Source organism: Acidovorax sp. 106 (assembly GCF_003663825.1).
Classification (GTDB): domain Bacteria; phylum Pseudomonadota; class Gammaproteobacteria; order Burkholderiales; family Burkholderiaceae_C; genus Acidovorax.
In genome coordinates this window covers 2,766,510-2,791,366 of sequence record NZ_RCCC01000001.1, presented here as the reverse complement: position 1 = coordinate 2,791,366, position 24,857 = coordinate 2,766,510, and the positions used below count along the sequence as shown (strand labels likewise).

At 61.3% G+C, this 24,857-nt stretch carries 21 protein-coding genes; 12 read left to right on the top strand and 9 right to left on the bottom strand.

All coding sequences use genetic code 11. The features are described from left to right. Positions 1 to 13 precede the first annotated feature (13 nt). Positions 14 to 4,051 (bottom strand): non-ribosomal peptide synthetase, encoded by a 4,038-nt coding sequence (locus C8C98_RS12420; RefSeq protein ID WP_121454538.1) that lies wholly within the window; start codon positions 4,049 to 4,051, stop codon positions 14 to 16. A gap of 218 nt (positions 4,052 to 4,269) precedes the next feature. Between C8C98_RS12420 and ugpQ the strand changes: the two genes are divergently transcribed. Next, on the top strand, positions 4,270 to 5,013 hold the full coding sequence (gene ugpQ / locus C8C98_RS12415; RefSeq protein ID WP_121454537.1) for a glycerophosphodiester phosphodiesterase: 744 nt from the start codon (positions 4,270 to 4,272) through the stop codon (positions 5,011 to 5,013). A 114-nt stretch (positions 5,014 to 5,127) separates the two neighbouring features. On the opposite strand, the gene C8C98_RS12410 is transcribed toward ugpQ, so the two are convergent. Together C8C98_RS12410 and C8C98_RS12405 are read right to left on the bottom strand one after the other, a co-directional pair. Beyond that, positions 5,128 to 6,087 (bottom strand): tripartite tricarboxylate transporter substrate binding protein, encoded by a 960-nt coding sequence (locus C8C98_RS12410; protein ID WP_121454536.1) that lies wholly within the window; start codon positions 6,085 to 6,087, stop codon positions 5,128 to 5,130. 93 nt (positions 6,088 to 6,180) lie between these two features. Continuing rightward, positions 6,181 to 6,459 (bottom strand): hypothetical protein, encoded by a 279-nt coding sequence (locus C8C98_RS12405; protein WP_121454535.1) that lies wholly within the window; start codon positions 6,457 to 6,459, stop codon positions 6,181 to 6,183. A 76-nt stretch (positions 6,460 to 6,535) separates the two neighbouring features. Here C8C98_RS12405 and hemA point away from each other — a divergent pair, with 76 nt between their 5' ends. From hemA to C8C98_RS12375, 6 genes are all read left to right on the top strand, one after another. Then, positions 6,536 to 7,843, top strand: a complete 1,308-nt coding sequence (gene hemA / locus C8C98_RS12400) for a glutamyl-tRNA reductase (RefSeq protein WP_121454534.1) — start codon at positions 6,536 to 6,538, stop codon at positions 7,841 to 7,843. 113 nt (positions 7,844 to 7,956) lie between these two features. Then, entirely contained in the window at positions 7,957 to 9,069 is a 1,113-nt protein-coding gene (prfA, locus tag C8C98_RS12395) for a peptide chain release factor 1 (protein ID WP_121454533.1), read from the top strand. A gap of 71 nt (positions 9,070 to 9,140) precedes the next feature. Continuing rightward, positions 9,141 to 9,983 carry a peptide chain release factor N(5)-glutamine methyltransferase gene (prmC, locus tag C8C98_RS12390; protein ID WP_121454532.1) on the top strand — a complete coding sequence of 281 codons (843 nt, stop codon included), beginning with the start codon at positions 9,141 to 9,143 and terminating at the stop codon, positions 9,981 to 9,983. Positions 9,984 to 10,041: 58 nt separating this feature from the next. Next, positions 10,042 to 10,365, top strand: coding sequence for a Grx4 family monothiol glutaredoxin (gene grxD / locus C8C98_RS12385; RefSeq protein ID WP_121454531.1), 324 nt, complete (start codon positions 10,042 to 10,044; stop codon positions 10,363 to 10,365). 210 nt (positions 10,366 to 10,575) lie between these two features. Continuing rightward, entirely contained in the window at positions 10,576 to 11,583 is a 1,008-nt protein-coding gene (locus C8C98_RS12380) for an AAA family ATPase (RefSeq protein ID WP_121454530.1), read from the top strand. Positions 11,584 to 11,754: 171 nt separating this feature from the next. Continuing rightward, the gene (locus tag C8C98_RS12375; RefSeq protein ID WP_121454529.1) at positions 11,755 to 13,074 is read left to right on the top strand and encodes a hemolysin family protein; all 1,320 of its coding nucleotides are present in this window, start codon (positions 11,755 to 11,757) and stop codon (positions 13,072 to 13,074) included. Positions 13,075 to 13,107: 33 nt separating this feature from the next. Here C8C98_RS12375 and C8C98_RS12370 read toward each other — a convergent pair whose 3' ends face one another. Both C8C98_RS12370 and C8C98_RS12365 read right to left on the bottom strand, forming a co-directional pair. Continuing rightward, complete coding sequence (locus C8C98_RS12370; protein ID WP_121454528.1) at positions 13,108 to 13,794, bottom strand: lytic transglycosylase domain-containing protein; 687 nt, start codon at positions 13,792 to 13,794, stop codon at positions 13,108 to 13,110. 2 nt (positions 13,795 to 13,796) lie between these two features. Next, a complete protein-coding gene (locus C8C98_RS12365; RefSeq protein ID WP_121454527.1) occupies positions 13,797 to 15,539 on the bottom strand; it encodes a proline--tRNA ligase in 1,743 nt (580 codons plus the stop codon). Positions 15,540 to 15,630: 91 nt separating this feature from the next. Here C8C98_RS12365 and C8C98_RS12360 point away from each other — a divergent pair, with 91 nt between their 5' ends. Then, complete coding sequence (locus tag C8C98_RS12360) at positions 15,631 to 16,326, top strand: RNA pyrophosphohydrolase (protein WP_121454526.1); 696 nt, start codon at positions 15,631 to 15,633, stop codon at positions 16,324 to 16,326. Between the two features lie 117 nt (positions 16,327 to 16,443). Here C8C98_RS12360 and proB read toward each other — a convergent pair whose 3' ends face one another. The 4 genes from proB to rplU form a co-directional block, all read right to left on the bottom strand. Beyond that, on the bottom strand, positions 16,444 to 17,583 hold the full coding sequence (proB, locus tag C8C98_RS12355; protein WP_121454525.1) for a glutamate 5-kinase: 1,140 nt from the start codon (positions 17,581 to 17,583) through the stop codon (positions 16,444 to 16,446). 67 nt (positions 17,584 to 17,650) lie between these two features. After that, positions 17,651 to 18,721: an Obg family GTPase CgtA gene (gene cgtA, locus C8C98_RS12350; RefSeq protein ID WP_121454524.1), complete on the bottom strand. Its 1,071-nt coding sequence runs from the start codon at positions 18,719 to 18,721 to the stop codon at positions 17,651 to 17,653. Between the two features lie 251 nt (positions 18,722 to 18,972). Then, positions 18,973 to 19,230, bottom strand: coding sequence for a 50S ribosomal protein L27 (gene rpmA / locus C8C98_RS12345; protein WP_026437555.1), 258 nt, complete (start codon positions 19,228 to 19,230; stop codon positions 18,973 to 18,975). Positions 19,231 to 19,245: 15 nt separating this feature from the next. Next, entirely contained in the window at positions 19,246 to 19,557 is a 312-nt protein-coding gene (gene rplU, locus C8C98_RS12340) for a 50S ribosomal protein L21 (RefSeq protein ID WP_010462012.1), read from the bottom strand. A 210-nt stretch (positions 19,558 to 19,767) separates the two neighbouring features. Here rplU and C8C98_RS12335 point away from each other — a divergent pair, with 210 nt between their 5' ends. The 4 genes from C8C98_RS12335 to C8C98_RS12320 all read left to right on the top strand — a co-directional run bounded on the left by C8C98_RS12335 (position 19,768) and on the right by C8C98_RS12320 (position 24,857). Beyond that, complete coding sequence (locus C8C98_RS12335; protein ID WP_199726656.1) at positions 19,768 to 20,697, top strand: polyprenyl synthetase family protein; 930 nt, start codon at positions 19,768 to 19,770, stop codon at positions 20,695 to 20,697. 313 nt (positions 20,698 to 21,010) lie between these two features. Then, a complete protein-coding gene (gene pilB / locus C8C98_RS12330; protein WP_121454523.1) occupies positions 21,011 to 22,744 on the top strand; it encodes a type IV-A pilus assembly ATPase PilB in 1,734 nt (577 codons plus the stop codon). A gap of 23 nt (positions 22,745 to 22,767) precedes the next feature. Beyond that, positions 22,768 to 23,985, top strand: coding sequence for a type II secretion system F family protein (locus tag C8C98_RS12325; protein WP_121454522.1), 1,218 nt, complete (start codon positions 22,768 to 22,770; stop codon positions 23,983 to 23,985). Continuing rightward, positions 23,985 to 24,857 (top strand): A24 family peptidase, encoded by an 873-nt coding sequence (locus C8C98_RS12320; RefSeq protein WP_121454521.1) that lies wholly within the window; start codon positions 23,985 to 23,987, stop codon positions 24,855 to 24,857. Before C8C98_RS12325 ends, C8C98_RS12320 begins: the two co-directional genes overlap by 1 nt.

Below are 24,857 nucleotides of genomic sequence, written 5' to 3'. Positions count from 1 at the left end.
CTCAGAATCGGCCTCAGGCAGGGGTGACAACGCTGCTCACCTGCAGCAGACTGGCGGCAAAGCTCTGGTGAAAGCGGGGGTCATTGACGATGCTCAGGTGGGTGGCGCCTTCAATCACCTGCACACGCTCCACGCGGCTGGAGTAGTCATTCCAGTCAATCACGTTCATCGCGCGCAGCAAAGAGTCCTGGGCGATCCAGGCGTGAATCGGGCAATCCAAAGGCCGCATGGTGTAGTTGCGAAACACCAGTGCGTTGTCCATGAGCGTCCAGAAAATATGCTCACGCGAACCCACTGCGGGCCCATCCAGCGGCAAGGTGTCGGGGCTGTTGTTCACGTAATGCAGGAACTGGGTGTACACCGTGGCATCCATGCGCTGCAGCAGTTGCTGCCACTGCGCCTGCATGCGGCTTTGGGGCAACCAGGCATCGATGTCTGCCTGCACCCGGGCCCGCACAGCCGGCTCCATGGGGCGCTCACCGCCCACGGCAAACTCCGCATCCAGCGCGCAGACGTCCAACATCCCCACGAACTGCACTGGCACCTGCCCCTCCAGCAACCGGGCGGTTTCCAGGGCCAACACCCCTCCCCAAGACCAGCCCAGCAACACCGCCGCACGGCCCTGGCTGTGCATGCGGATGTAGTCAGCGTATCGGCGTGCCAAAAACTCCACCGCAGTCCCATCAGCGACCTGCGCGTGCGGCACCGCAGACTGGGCAGCGGCGTCGGCCGCAGACAGGGAATGGCAAACAAATCCGACCGCGATCTGATCCGGCCCCAACGCACGCACCAGCCCCAGGTACTCGCGGGTGCTGACCAACAAACCTGGAAAGCAATACAACACGGGTGCCATCAAAGACGGCGTAGCGGGCTGCTGCAAATGGACAACGTCCTGCCAAACCTGCGCCGCCGTGTCGCGATCGTCTCGCGCCTCGATAGCTCGCGCCAGGCTGCGGATGTCCGTGTGGTGAAACAGATCCGCCATGCCCAAGCTGTGCCCGGGCACTGCCCCATCCAGCAAACTCAGCAGGCCCAGCGCACTCAACGAGTCGCCCCCCAGGTCGAAAAAGTTGTCGGTCACCCCCACCAAAGGCGTCTTCAGCACCTCTTGCCACAACCCCAACAGCGTCTGCTCCAGAGCAGTGCTGGCAGGCTCTACCTTGCGCGGCACCTGGGTCGGCTCGGGCAAGGCGTTACGGTCCATTTTTCCAGCCGGCGTCAAAGGCAGCGAGGGCACTGCCACCACGACGCTGGGGACCATGAACTCGGGCAGCGACTGCAAGAGCTGGGCACGCAGCGTGTTCGGGTTGACCTCGGCCCCTGGGGCTGGCACCACATACCCCACCAACCGCTGGCCTTTGAGCGCTGCAGCCCCATCCGCCACGCCTTGCAGTGAACGCAGCGCGGATTCCACCTCACCCAACTCCACCCGATAGCCACGGACCTTGACCTGCTGGTCGACCCGGCCCAGGTACTCCACCACCCCGTCGGTGCGCCAACGCGCCCGGTCTCCGGTGCGGTACATGCGTGCACCGTCTACGCCCGCAAACGGATCGGGCACAAAGCGCTCGGCCGTGGCCGCAGGCTGCCCGTGATAGCCCCGTGCCAAACAGGCACCGCCGATGTACAGCTCGCCCGCCACGCCCGGAGGCACGGGCTGCATGAGTGCATCCAGCACATACGCACGGCGGGGGCCCACAGCACGCCCCACGGGCGCATAAGCACTGTCGAAAGTGGTGCCAGCCGGCACCTTCCAGGCCAGTGGCGAGATAACGGCCTCCGTGGGGCCATAACCATTGATCAGCCAGTCGGGCGCCAGGGCGCGCTGGACCTGCTCAAAGGTGGCCCTCGGCATGCCCTCGCCACCAAACGACAACAGGCGCAAGCGACGATCCGCCGGATGGTCTTGCGCCCACTGGGCCAAGGTCTGCAGGTAGCTGGTTGGGAACCCAGCATTGTTCACCTGCATGTCTTGCATGGCCTGCAAGGTTTGCGCCGCCGTCCACAGGGCAGGTGGCCGCAGCACCACACAGCCTCCCACCAGCAGCGGAACCACCCAGCGCTCCAGCGCCCCATCAAAGCTGATCGAGAGAAAGTGCAGCTCTCGGGACTCGCAGCTCATGCCATAGAGATGTGCCGTGGCCTGGCAGTGCAGCGACAGGGGCCCATGCTCTACGGCCACCCCTTTGGGAAGCCCGGTGGAGCCCGAGGTATAGATCACATACGCTAGGTGGTGCGGCATGCAAGGGCCCATCCGGCGCGCTGCGCTCGGGCCTGCAAGCGCCAGGCTGCCCCCTGGCGCGGGCCACGCGGGCGCATCCCATGCCCACAGCCGATCCGCCACGGGCAGCCCGGTACACACCTGCGACAAAGGCTCGACCAAAGCGGCATCCGTCAGCAGGCAATGGGCCCTCGAATCCGTCAGCATGTGCTGAATGCGTGGCGCGGGGTAGTGGGGATCGAGTGGCAAGAAGGCGGCACCCGCCTTCCACACCGCCAGCAACACCACCAGCAAAGACGCACTGCGCTCCATGGCTACGGCCACTACCACTTCACTGCCCGCGCCCAGCTGTATCAAGCGATCGGCCAGACACTGCGCGCGTGCATGCAGCTGGGCATGGGTCAACACCTCGTTGCCGCACTGCACTGCGGGCCGCTCGCCATGCTCCGCCAGCAGGGCCAGCATCTGCTGGTGTACGGGCTGCGGTCGATAGTCCGGCGCAGGCCACGGCGCACTCAGGCGCTCCAGCTCTTGCGCCGAGACCCACGGCAAGGTGTTGACAGCGCGTTGCGGCTGGGCCAAACCTTGCTCCAGCAGGGCCAGCCAGCGATGCAAAGCATCCAGCGCCCGCTCACGGCTCAAGAGCGACGGCGGGTATCGCAAACCGATGCACAGCCCACCGCCATGGGCGGGCTGAGCGGTCAGCACCAGATCGGCTCGCAGCGTCTGCTCGCGCCGCATTTGCACCTGCACACCCGTCGTCTCTGTGGCATAGCGCTCTGGCTGGTCGCGCCATTCAAATGCCACCTGGTATGGCAACACTTGGGCATGCATGCCATCGCTGTTGAGCTGTTGCAGCACCCATTCAAACGGAATGGCAGCATGCTCCGCATCCCGTGTGTCTTGCGCCCGAATGGCGTCTACCAGATGCGCCAAGGTGTGCTGTGCCTGCACGTCCACGCAGGTCACACGCACATCCTCCCAAGGCCCTACCGTGCCTTGCCTGTGCGGGCCACGCGCGTCCACCACGGTGGCCAATCGCACACTCGACTGCGCCGCCCATCGCGACAGCCACTGCACGACCCCAGCCCGCAGCAATTGGGGCAGGTGCCATCCTGCCGCCGCACAGCACGCCTGCCACGCCTGCAGCGCCCGGCCACTGATCCATATCTGCGCGGTCTCTGTGGGCACTAAAGGCCCTACCGCAGGTCCATGCTCCCAGGGCAGCTCCAACGGGGCCGTGGGCATCTGCAGCTTGTCTAACCAATAGTGAAGGTGCTCTTCCAGCCCCCCTGCCTCCCAGGCCTTTCGCTGCGCGACCAAGCACTCCATAACGTCATGTGCATCGACCTCTGGGTCGCTCTTATGGGCAGGCTGCGCCAGGTGCGTTAGGTGCGCCATCAGTTCTCGCACGATCTGGTCAACCGAGACGCCATCAGCCACGATGCGATGCAGGGCCAGCACCATGCGAGAGCCCCCGCACCACGCCCGTATGCCGGACTCAGTCTCCAGCGAGAAATCGGGCTGCTCGCGCCAGCGCTGCCATTGCGGCAAAGGGTCCAACCGAATGGCGTGGGCCGTGTCGGGCCGCAACGCAATCGCCCCCCAAGGCAAGCGCTGCAGCGTGGCCCGTAGCATCGCATGCGCCTGCTGGCACAGGTTCAGGGCATGGCGCAAGGCAACGGCATCCACCGCTTTCGGCCACTCCACCACCACCTCGGTGTACACGCGCGCATCGGTATGCACCATGGTGTTGGCAAACCACAAAGCATGCTGGCCGGGCGACGCCAGCACCTCCTGCCCCTGTACCCCAAAATGCCGATCTCCCATGAAGCCTCCCTCTTGTCAGGCGTTATTAGCAACAGCAGAACGCAAATGATAATGACTTTTATTCTCAATAAATTAACAAATTGTAGAAATCAAGGTTTGCTTCGAACGGCTTTTCGCATTCCACCGACGGCAGGGATAGCCATTCATGCGCCTCTATAGAGGCGCCAAAAAAAACGGGCAGAGACACTGCAAAATCAAGACCTGCACAAGGAGCACCCATGCACACACCCTGGCCCTACCCCCACTGGATTGCCCACCGCGGCGCTGGCAAGCTGGCCCCTGAAAACACCCTGGCCGCCTTCCGCCTGGGCGCACAGCACGGCTATCGCATGTTCGAGTGCGACGCCAAGCTCAGCGCCGACGGCGTGCCCTTCTTGCTGCACGACGCCACGCTGGAGCGCACCACCAATGGCAAGGGCACAGGCAGCGACCTGCCTCTGGGCGCTCTGGCGCAGTTGGACGCCGGCAGCTGGCATTCGCGCACCTATGCAGGCGAGGCGGTGCCCACACTCGAAGCCCTGGCGCGCTTTTGCCTGGCCAACGGTTACTTTTTGAACATCGAGATCAAGCCCACGCCCGGCCAGGAAGAGCAGACGGGCCGCGTGGTGGGCGAGACCGCCACACGCCTGTGGCAAGGCCAGACCGTGCCGCCCCTGTTCTCGTCCTTCAAGCCCGAAGCGCTGGCCGGTGCACAAGCCACAGCCGCGCACATTCCACGCGCCCTGCTGATCGATGCGCTGTGGGACGGCTGCCTGGACGAAGCCCGCCACCTGGGCTGCGTGGCCATCGTGTGCAACCACGCGCTGTGGGACGCAGCGCTGGTCGCACAGGTCAAGGCCCTGGGCATGCGCACCCTGAGCTACACCGTCAACGACGAATGGGCCGCGCAGCGCCTGATCAATCTGGGCACCGACGGCATCATCACCGACCGCGTGGACCTGTTTTCGCCCGCCGCGCCCTAGGGCGTGTCGTCACCCCAACCCCAGCCCCAATACCAGCGCCACCGTGGAACCGGCTTTGCAGGGCCACCGATGGCGTCCCCCTTCCAGGGGGAAGGCGCGCAGCGCCTCAGGGGGTCAATCGAGCTTCGCGCCTGACTTCTTCACCACCTCGGCCCAGCGCGGCATCTCAGCGGCCAGGAAGGCCGCAAAATCATCAGCGCCCATGAAAGCTGGGGCGGCGCCCTGGCTGACCATGCGGTTCCTCACGTCCGGCATTTGCAGCACCTGCTTGAACGCATCGCTGAGCTTGTTCACCGCCTCCTTGGGCGTGCCTGCCGGGGCCAAAAAGCCGTAGAACCCCACCACCTCAAAGCCCTTGATGCCGCTCTCGATCACGGTGGGCACATCGGGCAACGCGGGGTTGCGTTCGCGGCTCGTCACGGCCAGGGCGCGCACCTTGCCCTGCTTGTGGTACGAGGCGGCCTGCGGAATGCTCTCGGCCATGAACTGCACCTGCCCGGCCATCAGGTCGGTAAAAGCGGGGGCGCTGCCACGGTAAGGGATGTGCACCATGAACAGGCCCGTGGCGGACTTGAACATCTCGGGCACCAAATGGCTGATGCCGCCGTTGCCTGCGGAGCCAAAGTTGACCTGGCCTGGACGCGCCTTGGCATAGACCATGAACTCCTGCAGGTTCTTGGCGGGCACGTTGGGGTTGACCAGCAAGGCCAGCGGCTGCATGGCCGTGCGGGCCACGGGCACAAAGTCTTTGAGCGTGGCGTAGGGCAGCTTGCTGTACAGCGCAGGGTTGATGACCATCACCCCCGTGTTGGCCAGCATGATGGTGTGCCCGTCGGCCGGTGACTTCATCACCTCTTGTGCGCCCACCGTGCCCCCGGCGCCCGATTTGTAGTCCATCACCACAGGCTGGCCCAGCACGGTTTGCAGCTTGTCAGACAGCAAGCGCGCATGCTGGTCCAGCGGCCCTCCGGCAGGAAAGCCCACGACGATGCGCACAGGTTTGGTGGGGAAGGCGTGCACCGTGGCCGCACAAGCAAATGCAGCGGCAGTGAGCAAAGCGCGAAGGGGCTTCATGGGGGTGTCTCCGGTTGTTATGGGTGAAGAGCCAAAAGACTAACACCCCTGCCCGGCCGAGCAACAGAGCCGAAGGCTTATGCGCTCAAGCGCTCAAGCACGCCAGATGCGTTGGCCCAGCCCATGCGATGTCGCGCAGGCCAGCACCAGAACAGCGTAGGTGGCCATCTTGCCGTCGCGCCCCGTCAACCACAGGCCCGCCAGCAACACCAGCGCGCACACACCAAAATCCAACAGCCATTGCATGCCGCGCCCCAGGCCCGCAGCGCGCCCGCGCAGCACCAGCCGCCCCAGCACGGCCATGGCCACTGCCATCCAAAATGCGGGGGCCAGAAAATTGAGAAGATGGTTGAGGCTGTCGAGCGGACCCATGTGTGCAGTTGACCCAGATCAAGGCTTACCCAGGCTGGGAGCCGCAGTTTGTGTAACGATTTTATAATCCGCCACCATGGCAGTCTGGGCCCTCGGCATCAACCACACCACCGCGCCGCTCGATCTGCGCGGCAGGTTTGCGTTCGCGCTCGATCAGATCGCTCCCACGCTGCACGGTTTGCGCCAGTCCTTGGGCACCTCCGGCAGCCACCCGGGGGTGGAAACCGCCATTATCTCCACCTGCAATCGCACCGAAATTTACTGCGCTGGCCAGCAGGCTGCGCTGGACCACACGCTGGGCTGGCTGGCCCACAGCGGCGGTGTAAGCCCCGCGTTGCTGCGCTCGCACTCCTACACCCTGGAAGACAGCCTCGTCGCGCGCCACGCCTTCCGCGTGGCCAGTGGACTGGATTCGATGGTGCTGGGCGAGGCCCAGATTCTGGGCCAGATGAAGGACGCCGTGCGCGCCGCCGAAACGGCTGGCGCCCTGGGCACCACGCTCAACCAGCTCTTTCAGCGCAGCTTTGCTGTGGCCAAAGAGGTGCGCAGCAGCACCGAAATCGGCGCACACAGCATCAGTATGGCGGCGGCGGCTGTGCGCCTGGCAGGCCAGCTGTTTGAAGACATCTCCGAGACCAAGATTTTGTTCGTCGGCGCGGGCGAGATGATTGAGCTGTGCGCCACGCACTTCGCCGCCAAGAACCCCAAAGCCATTGCCATTGCCAACCGCACGCTGGAGCGCGGCGAAAAGCTCGCCAGCCGCTTTGGCGGCGAGGTGATGCGCCTGGCCGACTTGCCTGAGCGCCTGCACGAGTTCGACGCCGTCATCAGCTGCACCGCCAGCAGCCTGCCCATCATCGGCCTGGGCGCGGTGGAACGCGCTTTGAAGAAGCGCCGCCACCGCCCCATGTTCATGGTGGACTTGGCTGTGCCGCGCGACATCGAGCCTGAGGTCAAGGCCCTGGGCGATGTGTACCTCTACACCGTGGACGATCTGGCCACCGTGGTGCAAACCGCACAGGCCAACCGCCAAGCCGCCGTAGCACAGGCCGAGGCGATCATCGACGCGGGCGTGCAGAGCTTCATGCACTGGATGGAGCTGCGCAGCCCCGCAGGCGCAGCAGGTGGCGTGGTGCCGTTGATCCAGCAGCTCAATGCGCAAACGGACGAGTGGCGCGCCGCTGAGATCGCACGCGCCAAGAAGCTGCTGGCCAAGGGCGAGGACGTGGATGCCGTGCTCGAAGCGCTCTCGCGCGGGCTGACACAAAAGATGCTGCACGGCACCTTGGCCGAACTGCGCGCTGGCGACGCCGAAATGCGCGCCCAGACGGCCCAGACCGTCTCGCGCCTGTTCCTGCGCTCGCAAAGCAAAAACGGCCAGTAGCGGCGCCCGCCTGCTCACTCGCCGCCCCGATTTCAAGCCAAATCGGCCTCCAGCGCTTTATCAATAAGCGCTAGCAGCTACCAAATTCGTAGCAGATTCTTTTTTAGACACCCATGAAACCCTTTCTCCGAAGCCAACTGGAGCGCTATGCACAGCGCCTGGGCGAGCTGGACTTTTTGCTCTCGCGCGAAGACATCATGAGCGACATGGCGCAGTACCGCCGCATTTCTGTCGAACACGCCGAAGTCACGCAGATCGCAGGCCGCTATGCCCGCTACCAGCAGCGCGAGGCCGACCTGGCCGGTGCCCGCGAGATGCTTGCCGACCCGGACATGGCCGAAATGGCGCAAGAAGAAATCACCAGCGCAGAAGCCGAGCTGCTGCAACTGGAAGACGAACTGCAGCGCCTGCTGCTGCCCAAGGACCCGGACGACGCGCGCAACGCGTTTGTGGAAATCCGCGCCGGTACGGGTGGCGACGAATCGGCCCTGTTCGCTGGCGACTTGACCCGCATGTACTCCCGCTACGCCGCCACCGTGGGCTGGAAGGTGGAGGTGGTGAGCGAGAACGCGGCCGAGCTGGGCGGCTACAAGGAAATCGTGCTGCGCATTGAAGGCGCCCCCGGAAGCGGCCCTTCGGGCAGCGGCGTGTACGGCGCGCTCAAGTTCGAGTCTGGCGGCCACCGCGTGCAGCGCGTGCCCGCCACCGAGACGCAAGGCCGCATCCACACCAGCGCCTGCACCGTGGCCGTGATGCCCGAGCCCGACGAGCACGAGGCCGTCAAGCTCAACCCGGCCGACCTGCGCATCGACACCTTCCGCGCATCCGGCGCGGGAGGCCAGCACATCAACAAGACGGATTCGGCCGTGCGCGTGGTGCACTTGCCCACCGGCATCGTGGCCGAATGCCAGGACGGCCGCAGCCAGCACGCCAACAAGGCCAAGGCGCTGCAAGTGCTGCAGGCCCGCATCCAAGAAAAAGAACGCAGCGAACGTGCCGCCAAAGAGGCCGCGCTGCGCAAGGGCCTGATCGGCAGCGGCGACCGCAGCGACCGCATCCGCACCTACAACTTCCCGCAGGGGCGCCTCACGGACCACCGCATCAACCTCACGCTGTACAAACTGCTGTACGTGATGGAAGGCGACCTGGGCGATGTACTGCAGGCCCTGGCCCATGCGCGCGAGGCCGAGCAACTGGAAGAGCTGGAGATGGGCGCCACGGGCTGATCCCTGAGGGATTTGAATCAAATTCGCCCCTAGCGCTTGATAAATAAGCGCAAGCAGCTATCAAAATCATAGTGAACAACACCACCCCCACCCTGGCCCACGCCCTGAACCAGGCCCACACCCTGGGCTTGGCGCGCATCGACGCGCAATTGCTGCTGCTGCACGCCGTGGGCCGCCCCGACGCGGGCCGCGCCTGGCTGCTGGCGCACGACACCGACGCGATGGACGAGACCGTGCACGCCCAATTCATCGCCCTGTGCCAGCGCCGCTTGGCGGGCGAACCGGTGGCCTACCTGACTGGACGCAAGGAGTTCTACGGCCTGCCACTGCAGGTGGACGCGCGCGTGCTGGACCCGCGCCCCGACACCGAAACACTGGTGGACTGGGCACTGGAGGTGATCGCCCCGCAGACATCACCGCGCGTGGTGGACCTGGGCACCGGCAGCGGCGCCATCGCCCTGGCGCTGCAAAGCCAACGCGCCGACGCCCAGGTGCTGGCGGTGGACGCCAGTGCCGATGCCTTGGCCGTAGCGCAGGCCAATGGAGAGCGGCTGGGTTTGCCCGTGCGGTTTCAGCGCGGTGATTGGCTGCAAGGCGTGGATGGGCTTTTTGACGCCATCGTCTCCAACCCGCCCTACATCGCCAGCGCCGACCCGCACCTGGCCGCGCTGCAGCATGAGCCCCTGCAGGCGCTGGCCAGCGGCAGCGACGGGCTGGACGACATCCGCACCATCGTCGCCCAGGCTCCCGCACACCTGCAGCCTGGGGGCTGGCTGCTGCTGGAGCATGGCTACGACCAGTCCCAGCCCGTGCAGGCGCTGCTCACCGCGCAAGGTTTTGACAACGTACAAAGCCGCACAGACCTGGCAGGCATCGCCCGCTGTTCTGGTGGCCAGTGGCCGACAGTGAAATAATCTCCCCCATTGCGGGCCCTCAGCCTTCCACCGCCCGCCCCTTTCAAGGAGTTTTCCCATGAGCGACACCCAACAACGCATCGACACCCTCGTCAAATCCAGCGACATCCTGCTGTTCATGAAGGGCAGCGCCAGCTTCCCCATGTGCGGCTTCTCGGGCCGTGCGATCCAGATCCTGAAGGCTTGCGGCGTGGACCCCAAGGCCGTGGTTACTGTGAATGTGCTTGAGGACGACGCCATCCGCCAAGGCATCAAGGAATACAGCAACTGGCCCACCATCCCCCAGCTGTACGTCAAGGGCGAGTTCATTGGCGGCTCGGACATCATGATGGAGATGTACGAATCGGGCGAACTCAAGCAAGTGCTGGGCACCGAGGGCTGATGACTCCGAGGCCGCAGCGCCTCTCTGCAGCCAGACAGGCCGCCCTTTGGGGCGGCCTTTGTTTTTGGCGCGCCCCCTGACAGCGGCTGCTTGCGCAGGGCCCGTGCAGCATGCCTGCAACAGCGGCACCAACACAGGGCTTATCCCACGTTGAGGGGCGGCATGTTGTGTGCTTGAATGGGTGCGTGACCCACATCACAGGAGCATGCAATGACCAGCCATAGCCTTGTTCCCCAAAGCCCCGCACTGCACCTGCCGGTGGCCCAGATGCGCAATGTGTTCCACCCTGGAGATGTCGAGCGCAAGCTCGCACGGCTGCAGGATGCGGGCAGCCAGCGCGAATACGAAAACCTGCGCACCGTCTACGAACGCATGCTGGAGCGCGGCCCCGAGCGCTTTCACGTCAAGCCGTCGGGCGTGCCCGACATGAGCGGCCTGTACGAGCTGCTGCCCAACTTCACCGAGGTGCTGGACGACATCAAACGCCACGTGGCGCTGGCACAGGACAGCAGCGATGGCCTGGAGGTGACGCCCATGCTGCTGCTCGGCCCCCCCGGCATTGGAAAAACCCACTTTGCAAAGCACCTGGCCGACCTGCTGGGCACCGGCATGAACCTGCTGCCCATGAGTTCGATGACGGCAGGCTGGCTGCTGTCGGGCTCGTCCGCACAATGGAAGGGCGCACGCCCCGGCAAGGTGTTTGAAGCCCTCATCGAGGGCGAATACGCCAACCCCGTGATCGTGGTGGACGAGATCGACAAGGCCAGCAGCGATGCGCAGTACGACCCGCTGGGCGCGCTCTACAGCCTGCTGGAGCACGACACGGCCCAGAGCTTCACCGACGAATTTGCCGAAGTGGCGATTGATGCCAGCCAGGTCATCTGGATCACCACGGCCAATGACACGCGCGGCATCCCTGACCCCATCCTCAACCGCATGAACGTGTTTGAGGTGGAGGCCCCCTCGCTGGAGCAGGCGCGCACCATTGCCCTGAACCTGTACCAGAACATTCGCCACAGCCACGACTGGGGCCGCCTGCTCGACCCCGAACCACTGGACGATGTGCTGGACTGCCTGGCCCGCATGCCTCCGCGCGAAATGCGCCGGGCATGGATGACAGGCTTTGGCAACGCCCGACTGGACCGGCGATCGGCCGTGGAAGTGGGCGACCTGCCCAAGGCCGCCACCGCACGGGGGCGCATGGGCTTTGTGCAGTAAGCACCCCACCGAAACGCCTTCAGCGGCAGTCTGTGCATCTGACGGCTTTGCACTGACTGCCGCCACCCACTGGCCCGCAGCCCAAGCCGTAAAGGCATGGGCAGCGGGCCATGCATGGGCAGATACACTCCAAGGGCCGGTGTGCCATAGCGCCACGCTCTGTCACCTTTCATGACCCAAAGCCTTCTTGTCATCGTGCTGCTGATCGCAGCCAGTGCTTTTTTCTCCATGGCCGAGATCTCGTTGGCCGCAGCGCGACGCCTGCGCTTGCGCCAAATGGCCGACGAGGGCGACCCCCGTGCCGAACGGGTGCTGCGCATGCAAGAGCAGCCCGGTGACTACTTCACCGTGGTGCAGGTGGGGCAAAACGCCGTGGCGATCCTGGGCGGTATCGTGGGAGAAGGCGCGCTGAGCCCCCACTTCAGCTCATTGTTTGAGGTCTGGATGGCCGAGTCCACCGCGCAGACGGCGGGCTTCATGGTCTCGTTCCTGGTCATCACCTCGCTGTTCATTCTGTTTGCCGACCTGTTCCCCAAGCGCTTGGGCATGGCTGAGCCTGAACGCATCGCTGTGCGGCTGGCCCCACCCATGGCATGGTGCATGGCGCTGCTGCGCCCGCTGGTGTGGTTTTACAGCCGGGGGGCCGATGCGTTGTTCAGGCTGCTGGGCCTGTCGTCGCTGCGCGATGAACGCATCACCTCCGACGACATCTTGGCCATGATGGAAGCAGGTGCCCGCGCAGGTGTGCTGGCCGCACGCGAGCAGCAGGTCATCACCAATGTGTTCGAGCTGGACACGCGCACGGTGTCCAGCGCCATGTCGCCGCGCGATCGGGTTGCGTTCTTCCTGCGCGACGAGCCCGACTCCGTTATCCGCCTGCGCATTGCTGCGGAGCCGTTTTCGACGTACCCCGTGTGCGAAGGCGATATCGACCATGTGGTCGGCTATGTGGATGCCAAGGATTTGTTCCAGCGGGTGCTGAACAACCAGCCGATTTCGCTGGCCGATGACAGCCTGGTGCGCAAGGTGCTCATCGTGCCGGACCGGCTCACGCTGTCTGAAGTGCTGGAGCAGTTCCGGCAAGTGCACGAAGACTTTGCGGTGATCGTGAACGAATATAGCCTGGTCGTTGGCGTGGTGACGCTGAACGATGTGATGAGCACCGTGATGGGCGACCTGGTGGTGGGCCCTGCCGACGAAGAGCAGATTGTTCAACGTGACGACAACTCGTGGCTGATCGATGGCGTGACCCCCATCAGCGATGTGTTGCGCGTATTGGCGCTGGACGAGCCCCCCCATGCGGGCGAGTACGAAACCCTGGCGGGCTTCTTGATGGTGATGCTGCGGCGCGTGCCCCGGCGCACGGACAGCGTGACCTGGGGTGGCTTCAAATTTGAGGTGCTGGACGTGGACAGTTACCGCATCGACCAGGTCATGGTGTCGCGCCAGCCTGCCACGGAAGCGGCCAGCGCCACGCACAGCAATGGCTGAATACAGACCCGCACGCGGGTCTGACAGTGCCTATCAGCCCATGGCTGTTTTGGAGTCCATCACCCAATTGCGCTGGGCCGAGAAAACGGCGTTGGGGTATGGCGGCTTGCCACGGCTGCCGTTGTAGCGCCCCAGGGCCATGAACAGATCACCCTGCTCCCGGTCAATGTAGTGGCGCAAGATGACGCAGCCAAAGCGCAGGTTGGTCTGCATGTGAAACAACTTGCCAGCGTCGCCATCGCCAATCACGCGCGTCCAGAACGGCATGACCTGCATGTAGCCCCGGGCCCCGACGCTGGAGACTGCGAACTTGCGGAACGCGCTCTCGACCTGGATCAGGCCCATCACCAAAGACACATCCAGTCCGGCCCGCTTGGACTCGTACCACACGGTTTGCAGGAAGTCGCGACGCACCTCCCACTCGGGCTTGCGCTTGCGCAGGCGGTCACTCATCGTGCCCAGCCAGCGCAGGTAGCCCAGGCGTGACTCGGTGGAGAAAAACTCTGGCTCCGGGGGAGCCTGGTTGGCAATGGCAGAACTCAAGGCGGTGCGCACAGAGTCCATCAAAGGCTCTTCGAGCTGCCCTCCCGCATGGGCCAGTCCTGGCGCAGCCAGCCACCCCGCAGGGGCGGCAGCCGCCATCAAACAAGCCCGCCGAGACACGCCCAGCGGCCATTCCTTCTGCAAACTCACATCCCCACGCACACCGTCACCCTCCATCGTCATACCGCCATGCGGCCCTTCACATGGGCCCACACGTCTGCCACAGCCACTTTGGTGGCGGCCGCATCGCGGCGGTGCTGGTATTCGACCACACCGTCCTTGAGGCTCTTGTCGCCAATGGTCACGCGGTGCGGCACGCCAATCAGTTCCCAATCGGCAAACATGGCGCCAGGGCGCTCACCCCGGTCGTCCAGCAAGACATCCACGCCTTGCGCCAGCATCTCGGCATACAGCTTTTCAGCGGCGGCCTTCACCTCTTCGCTGCGGTCCATGCCAATGGGGCAGATGACCACGGTGAAAGGCGCAATCGCGTCGGGCCAAATGATGCCCCGCTCATCGTGATTTTGCTCAATGGCCGCCGCTGGCAAACGGGTAATACCGATGCCATAGCAGCCCATTTCCAGTGGCTGCGGCTTGCCGTTTTCATCCAGGAAGGTCGCGTTCATAGCACGGCTGTACTTGGTGCCGAGGTAGAACACGTGGCCGACTTCGATACCGCGCTCAATGGCCAGCTCGCCCTTGCCATCTGGCGACAGGTCACCAGCCACCACGTTGCGCAAGTCAGCCACGACATCGGGCTCAGGCAAATCACGCCCCCAGTTCACGCCGGTGATGTGGAAATCCACCTCGTTGGCGCCGCACACCCAGTCGGCCATGGCGGCGACTTCGCGGTCAACCACCAGCTTCAGGGGCTTTTTGAGGCCAATGGGGCCCAGGTAGCCGGGCTTGCAGCCAAAGTGGTCTTCGATCTCGGCCACGGTAGCAAAGCGGAAGTTTTCCAGCCCCGGCACTTTGTTGACCTTGATTTCGTTCATGTCGTGATCGCCGCGCAGCAGGAGCAGCCACACCTGGGTTTTGACGATCTCACCTTGCTCGTTGGTGGTGTCGGTGGCCAGGACCAGCGACTTCACGGTGCGCTGCAGAGGCAGCCCCAGCAGGTCGGCCACGTCGGCGCAAGTGCTCTTGCCGGGCGTTGGTGTCTTGGCGAGCCCCTGGGCGGCCGCTGCGCGCGGGCCTTGTGGGGCCAGGGCTTCGGCCTTTTCCATGTTGGCGGCGTAGTCGCTGCCAGGGCAGTACACGATCGCGTCCTCGCCTGTGGCGGCAATCACCTGGAACTCTTCGCTCAGGTCCCCACCAATGGCGCCGCTGTCAGCCGCCACGGCGCGGTAGGTCAAACCAAACCGGTCAAAAATACGGCGGTATGCGGCAGCCATCACCTGGTAGCTGGCCTTGGCTGAAGTCTGGTCGCGGTCGAACGAGTACGCGTCCTTCATGATGAACTCGCGGCCACGCATCAAGCCAAAGCGGGGGCGGCGTTCATCGCGGAATTTAGTTTGAATCTGGTAAAAATTCTTGGGCAGTTGCTTGTAGCTGCGCAATTCCTGCCGCGCAATGTCCGTCACCACCTCTTCACTGGTGGGCTGCACCACAAAGTCACGACCATGGCGGTCGCGGATGCGCAACAGCTCGGGACCCATCTTTTCAAAACGCCCCGTTTCCTGCCAAAGCTCAGCCGGCTGGATCACCGGCATGGCGCATTCCACCGCCCCGGCCCGGTTCATCTCCTCACGCACAATCGCTTCAACCTTGCGAATCACCCGCAGGCCCATGGGCATGTAGTTGTAGATGCCTGCGCCCAGCTTCTTGATCAGCCCCGCCCGCATCATGAGTTTGTGACTGACCACTTCGGCGTCGGCCGGAGCTTCCTTGAGGGTGGAGATAAAGAATTGAGAGGCTTTCATCGGAGCGATTTCAGTCTATTCAGACCGGTCCTCTTGTCGGCCGCATAGCGCCGTGCATAATGGACACAGTTTAAAAAATTGGGGTTCGATTATGCTTGACCGGGACGGCTTTCGGCCGAACGTCGGCATCATCCTGCTCAACCAAAAGAACCAAGTGTTCTGGGGCAAGCGGATCCGCACCCACAGCTGGCAGTTTCCACAAGGCGGTATTGACCGGGGAGAAACCCCTGAGCAAGCCATGTTTCGGGAACTGCACGAAGAGGTGGGATTATTGCCCAACCATGTGCGCTTGGTTGCCCGCACAAGGGATTGGTTGCGCTATGAGGTGCCTGACCGGTACATCCGCCGCGACGCGCGCGGACACTACAAGGGCCAGAAACAAATCTGGTATCTGCTACAACTCGTGGGACACGACTGGGACTTGAACCTGCGCGCCACCAACCACCCTGAGTTTGACGCATGGCGTTGGAACGACTACTGGGTGCCACTGGATGTCGTGGTGGAGTTCAAGCGGGGCGTCTATGAAATGGCGCTGACCGAGTTAGCCCGATTCCTGCCCCGACACGACCAACGCAATCGCTACTTGCGCAGCGGAATGCGGGCACGAGACCCTGAACAGGCTGCGCCAACAATGTTCAGAACGGGCTCACTGCTGCTGCACCCTGGCATGGAGTTACCGCCCGGCGCGAGCTTCGATCCCGATCCGCAAAACAGCATGCCAGCAGAGTTGGAGGCCATTCCGCCATTGGCAATGGCCATGGCACCATCAAAGTCTCAGCCCAGTTGAGAGCGGGAAGTACACCTTCACCGACCAAGAGCCAGACAGACAAAAGGCCGCCCCCGGAGATTCTTCGGGGGCGGCCTTTTGCATGTGAGCCACACTTCGCTTGAATCCTTGCGAAATTCAGACTGCGGACAAAACCAAGTTATCGCGATGCACCATCTCCGCCTCTGCGGTGTAGCCTAACAATCGCTCAAATTCGGCGGACGGCTTGCGACACAGCAATCGGGCCTCCGCCGCCGCATAGTTGGCCAGACCCCTGGCAATCTCCACGCCCGCAGGGTCTCGCACAGCGATTACATCACCCCGAGAAAAATCACCCTCCACACTGGTCATGCCAATGGGCAGCAGACTTTTCCCCTCCTCCCGCACCTTGGAGGCAGCACCAGCATCCACCGTCACCGCTCCACGCAATTGCAGGTGGTCGGCCATCCATTGCTTGCGCGCCTGCTGTTTTTGGGTTTGGGCCACCAACAATGTGCCCAGAGCATCGCCACCTGCCAGCTTCAGCAAGACGTCCGGCTCCCTTCCCCAGGCAATCACGGTCGAGGCCCCCGACCCCGCAGCGCGCTTGGCTGCCAGAATCTTGGTAATCATGCCCCCCTTGCCAATGCTCGACCCAGCCCCGCCCGCCATCGCTTCGAGCGCAAGATCACCGGCTTTGGCTTCATGCACAAACTGTGCGGAGGGGTCTCGGCGCGGGTCTGCGGTGTACAAGCCCTTTTGATCGGTCAAGATGACGAGGGCATCGGCCTCCACCAAATTGGCCACCAGCGCGCCCAGCGTGTCGTTGTCACCAAACTTGATTTCGTCGGTGACCACTGTGTCGTTTTCATTGATCACAGGAACCACCCCCAGTCGCAGTAGCGTCAGCAGGGTGGAACGGGCATTCAAATACCGCTCACGGTCAGCCAGATCAGCATGCGTGAGCAGCACCTGGGCGCTGCCCATGCCTTGCTCACGCAATTTGGTCTCGTACATCTGAGCCAATCCCATTTGCCCAACGGCCGCTGCAGCCTGCAACTCGTGGATCTCCTGCGGACGCGACGCCCAGCCCAGGCGCTTCATCCCCTCGGCAATAGCCCCGCTCGACACCATCACCACTTCGCGCGGTGCACCCCCTTCGCCACGCACCAAAGCCGCAAGCTGGCGACTCCATTCGCCAATGGCCGCTTCATCCAGGCCCCGCCCCTCGTTCGTCACCAAGCTGGAACCTACCTTGACCACGATGCGGCGGGCATCACGCAATACGCTAGAAACCATGTTGAAGGTCTTTTTATCCGAAAGCGCTTGATCTAAAAGCGCAGAAAGCTACAAAATTTATAGCAAATCAGGACGAAGCATCATCCGCAAAACGGGGATCGACTTCCACCGGGGTGTTTTCGACCATCTGCTCCGCCTTGACGTGGCGGTAGATGGCATGGATCAAAGGCTCGCAGCCCTCTCGCGTCAGCGCAGAAATCTCGAACACCGGGCCCTTCCATTTGAAGCGCTTCACAAAGTCCTTGACTCGCGCCTCGCGCTCCTCCGTCGGCACCATGTCGAGCTTGTTCAACACCAGCCAACGGGGCTTGTCGTAGAGCTGCGCATCGTATTTCTTGAGTTCACCCACAATGGCCTTGGCCTGGGCCACGGGGTCCACCGCATCATCGAACGGCGCCAGATCCACAACGTGCAGCAACAACCGGGTGCGCTGCAAGTGGCGCAAAAACTGGTGCCCCAGCCCCGCCCCCTCCGAGGCCCCCTCGATCAAGCCAGGGATATCAGCAACCACAAAACTCTGCTCAGGCCCCACGCGGACGACACCCAGGTTCGGGTGCAATGTGGTGAAAGGGTAGTCCGCAATCTTGGGGCGTGCGTTGGAGACTGCGGTGATGAAGGTCGACTTGCCGGCGTTAGGCATCCCCAACAGCCCCACGTCTGCCAGAACCTTCAACTCCAGCTTGAGATTTTTCTTCTCGCCGGGCCAGCCTGGCGTTTTCTGGCGCGGCGCACGGTTGATGGCACTTTTGAAACGCATATTGCCAAAACCGCCATCCCCACCCTTGGCGATGGTGATCACTTCACCCGGGTTGAGCAATTCATAAAGCACTTCGCCCGTTTCCGCATCCGTGATGATCGTCCCGACAGGCATCTTCAGGGTGATGTCATCCCCCGCGGCGCCAAACATGTCCGAGCCCATACCATGCTCACCCCGCTTGGCATCATGCCGGCGGGAGTAACGGAAATCCACCAACGTGTTCAAGTTGGGATCCGCCACAGCAAACACATGCCCACCGCGCCCACCATCGCCTCCATTGGGCCCGCCGAATTCCTTGTATTTTTCGTGGCGAAATGACACACAGCCATTGCCACCATCGCCTGCGGCAATGTCAATATAGGCTTCATCGACGAACTTCATGGGATATCCAGTTTACAAAAGAGGCTAGGTGCGATTGACCTTCCCACACAAAGAAGATCCAGACCCCACTCCATCACCACAGGAGAGACAAGGCCAGAGGCATACCAACAGCCAAAAGATGCGCAACGTCTAACCCCCAAGGGGCTGACCACATCAGAGAATCGCGCATCTTGCCAGAACAGCCAAATGCGAAAACAAAAAACGACAAAGCCCCGGCAGTGCGGGGCTTTGGTTTCAACCAGAGGCTAAGCTCAGGCTGGGGTCACATTGACTGTGTGCTTGGACAATGCACCCTTGGTGCCGAACGAGACATGCCCGTCAACCAATGCAAACAGAGTGTGGTCCTTGCCCACACCGACGTTGCTGCCGGGATGGAAACGGGTACCGCGCTGACGCACTATGATGGAACCAGCGCTGATCAATTCACCGCCGAAGGCCTTGACACCAAGCATCTTTGGCTTGGAATCACGACCATTTCGCGTAGAGCCGCCGCCTTTTTTCTGTGCCATGACATTGACTCCTGATTAAGCAGCAATCGCACCGATTTGCAGTTCAGTGAACTGCTGGCGATGGCCTTGGCGTTTTTGATAGTGCTTGCGACGGCGCATCTTGAAGATGTGCACCTTGTCGTGCTTGCCGTGCGCCACGACAGTGGCTTTCACGGTTGCGCCGGACACCAGGGGTGTGCCAATCTTCAATTCTGCGCCGTTGCCGACTGCCAGAACTTGATCGATCACAATTTCCTGGCCTACGTCCGCAGCAATCTGTTCTACTTTAATTTTTTCGCCGGAAGCAACGCGATACTGCTTGCCGCCGGTTTTTATGACCGCGTACATGTGAGCCTCTTTGAATTGAGTTCTGCAGACCTATTTCTGCAGAGCCCTAGATTATGCCATAGACCACAAAAAGTACCACCTCCGCCACAAAGCCGCCGCGCGCGAGCCCAGCCATTCCTATAATTGAAGGCACTTTCGGTAGCCGCCATCTTGACTGACAACACCCCCCCCACCACCACAAGCGCCCCCCTCTCACTGGTTGCAGAGGACATGCGAGAAGTTGATCGAGTCATTGGACAACGGTTGACGTCAACGGTGCCTTTGGTGGGGCAAATCTCACAGTACATCATTGCTGCAGGCGGCAAGCGCCTGCGGCCAGCTTTGTTGCTGATGGTGTGTGGTGCACTGAACTACCAGGGTCGGCACAGCCACACTTTAGCCGCCGTGGTGGAGCTCATCCATACCGCCACTCTCCTGCATGACGACGTAGTGGATGCATCCACCCTGCGCAGAGGACGCGCCACCGCCAACGAGACCTTCGGCAACCCTGCCAGTGTGCTGGTCGGCGACTTCCTGCACACCCGGTCCTTCCAGATGATGGTTGAAACAGGCAGCATGCGGGTGATGGAGATTCTCTCCGAGGCGACCAACATCATTGCGGAGGGCGAGGTCCTGCAATTGATGAACATGCACGACGCATCACTGACTGAAACCGACTACCTCAAAGTCATCCGCTCCAAAACAGCCAAGCTGTTCGAGGCCAGCGCACGCCTGGGTGCGGTTCTGGCCGAAAGTACGACACAGATTGAGGAGGCCTGCGCCACTTATGGACAGGCGCTCGGCACCGCATTCCAAATTATTGATGACGTCCTCGATTACGACGGCAATGCCTCAGAGATGGGTAAAAATTTAGGCGATGATCTGCGCGAAGGCAAAGCCACACTTCCGTTGATTGCAGCCATGGCACGCGGCACGCCAGAACAAGCCAAAACCATCCGCCACGCCATTGAGGAAGGCTCAACGGAGCAACTGGCCGCCATCATCGATATCGTCAAACAAACAGGTGCTCTACAGGTCGCACGCCAAGCAGCCTCCGATGAGGCCCACAGAGCCATTGCGGCCATTGCCATATTGCCGCCAACACCCCACTCTGATGGCATGCGCGCACTCGCAAACCAACTGACTGAGCGCCGGGCTTAACAAAGGGCAATCTACGGCCTCCGCATCCCCCCAAAGCCACACAACCGCCAACAAATTCAAAGTAGCCCCCCCTGGTAGCGGCCAGCGCACGGATCCGCATGCCCCATCACGAAAAAAGGGGTGCACAAATTGCCGACACGGCCCACGCCCATTCAGGCAACACCAAGTTCTCGCATTTCAGCGGCACAACTTGCACCAGTTAGGCGACACACCACCGTTGCGGTAGAGCCACCAACACAGCCCCGCATACAGCCCAAAACCGATGGGCGATGATAGGATGAGCCGCTGTTCACATTAATGCTCTATTGGTTACATGGCTGCTGTTGACACTGCTCCTAAAGACGCTTCTGCAATTGCCCTTCCCGGGTTGGGGCGGGCGCTCATGTCTGCGGGCAAGCTGGCACAAAAAGCCGCAGAGGAAATTTACCAAAAGTCACAAAATAATCGCACCAGCTTTATTGCTGAGCTGACAGGGTCCGGTGTCGTTTCTGCCTCAGATCTGGCACACACGGTTTCTGCAGTTTTTGGTGCTCCTTTGCTGGACTTGGAGGCCATTGACCCCCAACGGCTTCCCAAAGATCTGCTTGACGCAAAAATCTGCCAGTCTTACAAAGTTGTGGTTCTCAGCAAGAGAAACAACCGACTGATTGTTGCGACCGCAGACCCCACTGATCAGGAAGCTGCAGAAAAAATCAAGTTCACCACCCAAATGGGAGTGGACTGGATCATTGCCGAATACGACAAGCTCAATCGCTTGGTCGAAGCGAGCACAAAGTCCACGACGGAGTCGATGGAGAGCCTGACTAGCGGTGAATTCGATTTTGACGAATCGGTTACGGAAGAGGTTCCGGAATCCATTGATACAGGCGCCAATGAGGTCGAAGACGCCCCCGTCGTTAAGTTCTTGCACAAAATGCTGCTCGATGCATTCAATATGCGGGCATCCGATTTGCATTTTGAACCCTACGAGCACCAATATCGCGTACGCTTTCGTGTTGACGGGGAGTTGAAGGAAATCTCGTCTCCACCCATTGCCATCAAAGATAAACTCGCTTCCCGTATCAAGGTGATATCTCGCATGGATATCTCCGAGAAACGAGTACCTCAAGATGGAAAAATGAAGCTCAAGGTGGGGCCGGACCGTGTGATTGACTTCCGGGTCAGCACCTTGCCAACTTTATTTGGCGAAAAAATCGTGATCCGTATCCTGGACCCCAGCAGTGCCAAACTGGGCATTGATGCACTGGGCTATGAGCCAGAGGAAAAAGAGCGTCTCCTTTCTGCAATTGGTCGCCCCTACGGAATGATTTTGGTAACAGGCCCAACAGGCTCCGGAAAAACGGTGTCTCTGTATACCTGCCTGAACCTGCTCAACAAACCGGGCGTCAACATTGCGACGGCGGAAGACCCCTCTGAAATTAATCTTCCAGGGGTCAATCAGGTCAACGTGAACGACAAGGCAGGCCTCACTTTTGCGGTGGCCTTGAAGTCTTTCCTGCGTCAAGATCCGGACATCATCATGGTGGGTGAAATCCGAGACTTGGAAACCGCTGATATTTCCATCAAAGCGGCCCAAACAGGCCACTTGGTTTTATCCACACTGCACACGAACGATGCCCCCACGACATTGACGCGGATGCGCAACATGGGTATCGCACCATTCAATATTGCATCGAGCGTGATTTTGATCACTGCCCAGCGTTTGGCCAGACGCCTGTGCGCAGCCTGTAAAGCCCCTGCGGATGTACCCCACGAGGCCTTGGTGGAGGCCGGATACACCGAGGAAGAAATCGATGGATCCTGGATCACCTACAAACCCGTAGGCTGCTCTGCGTGCAATAACGGGTACAAAGGGCGCGTGGGTATTTACCAAGTCATGCCCATCTCTGAGGAGATACAACGCATTATCTTGCGCGATGGAAGCGCCCTCGAAATTGCAGAACAGGCACGTAACGAGGGCGTGCGATCCTTGCGCGCATCAGGCCTCTACAAAGCCAAACTCGGCCTCACTTCGCTGGAAGAAGTGCTCGCCGTGACCAACGAATAACAGACAGATAGACAGGGAACAGCATGGCAACCGCAGCATCGAGGGACATCAAAGAGTTTGTCTTTGAATGGGAGGGCAAGGACCGCGCAGGCAAGGTGGTGCGCGGGGAAATTCGGGCTGTCGGCGAGAACCAGGTTCAGGCCACGCTGCGCCGACAAGGCGTTTTTCCGACCAAGATCAAAAAGAGACGCACCCGCTCCGGCAAGAAGATCAAACCCAAAGACATTGCACTCTTCACCCGGCAATTGGCGACCATGATGAAGGCAGGTGTTCCACTGCTGCAGTCTTTTGACATTGTCGGGCGTGGCAACACCAACGCCAGCGTGACCAAACTGTTGAATGACATTCGTACAGATGTTGAGACCGGCACCTCATTGAACGCCGCGTTTCGCAAGCACCCCATGTACTTCGACAGCCTGTATTGCAACTTGGTGGAAGCCGGGGAAGCAGCAGGTATTCTCGAAGCGCTGCTGGACCGGCTTGCAACTTACATGGAGAAGACAGAGGCGATCAAATCCAAGATCAAATCGGCTTTGATGTACCCGATCTCGGTGGTCATTGTTGCCTTTGTGGTAGTGACTGTGATCATGATTTTCGTGATCCCTGCATTCAAAGAGGTTTTCACCTCTTTTGGCGCTGATTTACCCGCACCCACACTGTTTGTGATGGCTATCAGCGAGGTTTTTGTCAAATGGTGGTGGTTGATTTTCACCATCATCGGCGGAGGATTCTATTTTTTCATGCAGGCCTGGAAGCGCAGTGAAAAAATGCAGAAATTCATGGACCGCTTTCTGCTCAAAATGCCAATTTTTGGTGCATTGATTGATAAGTCCTGCGTTGCCCGCTGGACGCGAACCTTGGCCACCATGTTTGCAGCTGGCGTACCCCTGGTGGAGGCGCTTGACTCAGTCGGCGGAGCTTCGGGTAACTCCGTGTACTCCATTGCAACTGAGAAAATTCAGCAAGAAGTCTCCACCGGCACCAGCCTCACCGTCGCTATGGACAACGCCAAGGTATTTCCCTCCATGGTGATCCAGATGTGCGCCATTGGCGAGGAATCCGGCTCCATTGACCACATGCTCGGCAAAGCGGCGGACTTCTACGAGGCCGAAGTGGACGAAATGGTGGCCGGTCTCTCCAGCCTGATGGAGCCGATCATCATCGTGTTCCTGGGTACCTTGATTGGCGGCATCGTGGTGTCGATGTACCTCCCCATTTTCAAATTGGGTCAGGTCGTTTAATGGCGCTGGAATCTTTGCCAGCCTCAGGGCTGGCTGCGCTGTTTGGGCTTCTCATTGGCAGTTTCTTGAACGTTGTCATTTATCGCCTGCCCAAAATGATGGAGCGGCAATGGGCGGTAGAAGCTACAGCCTTTCAGGCCGAGCAGGCTGGCAATGGTGCAGAACCAGCACCACAGGAGCCGTTCAACTTGATGGTCCCCCGGTCACGGTGTCCCTCTTGTGGTCATCTCGTGGCGTGGTACGAGAACATTCCCGTTGTCAGCTACCTCTTTTTGCGCGGCAAGTGCTCTGAATGCGGCACCCGCATCAGCCCCCGGTATCCGCTGGTGGAACTGCTCACAGGCGGGCTGTTTTTTTGGTGCGTGCAGCACTGGGGACTGACGCCTACAGGTTTGGCTTGGTGTGGTTTCTCCGCCGTTTTGGTCGCACTGGCTTTTATCGATTGGGATACGACACTATTGCCGGATGACTTGACCTTGCCATTGCTTTGGGCGGGGCTGCTGGCTTCGATGTTGCAGTGGACCCAAGTGCCACTGGCGTCCTCGGTGGCGGGCGCGGCGGCTGGCTATCTCTCGCTGTGGCTGGTGTACTGGGCATTCAAGCTGGCAACGGGCAAAGAAGGCATGGGGTACGGGGATTTCAAACTGTTCGCCGCCCTCGGCGCATGGTTTGGGTGGGAGGCCCTGGTGCCCATCATCTTGATGTCGTCGGTCATCGGCGCCATGGTGGGCATTGGCATGAAGGTCTTCAGCAGCCTGCGCGAAGGTGGGTATGTGCCCTTCGGTCCCTTTCTGGTGGGGGCCGGCCTCACCGCGATGATCGCAGGGCCCAAGGCCATACTGGACACCGTACTGCGTGGATTTGGGCTCTGA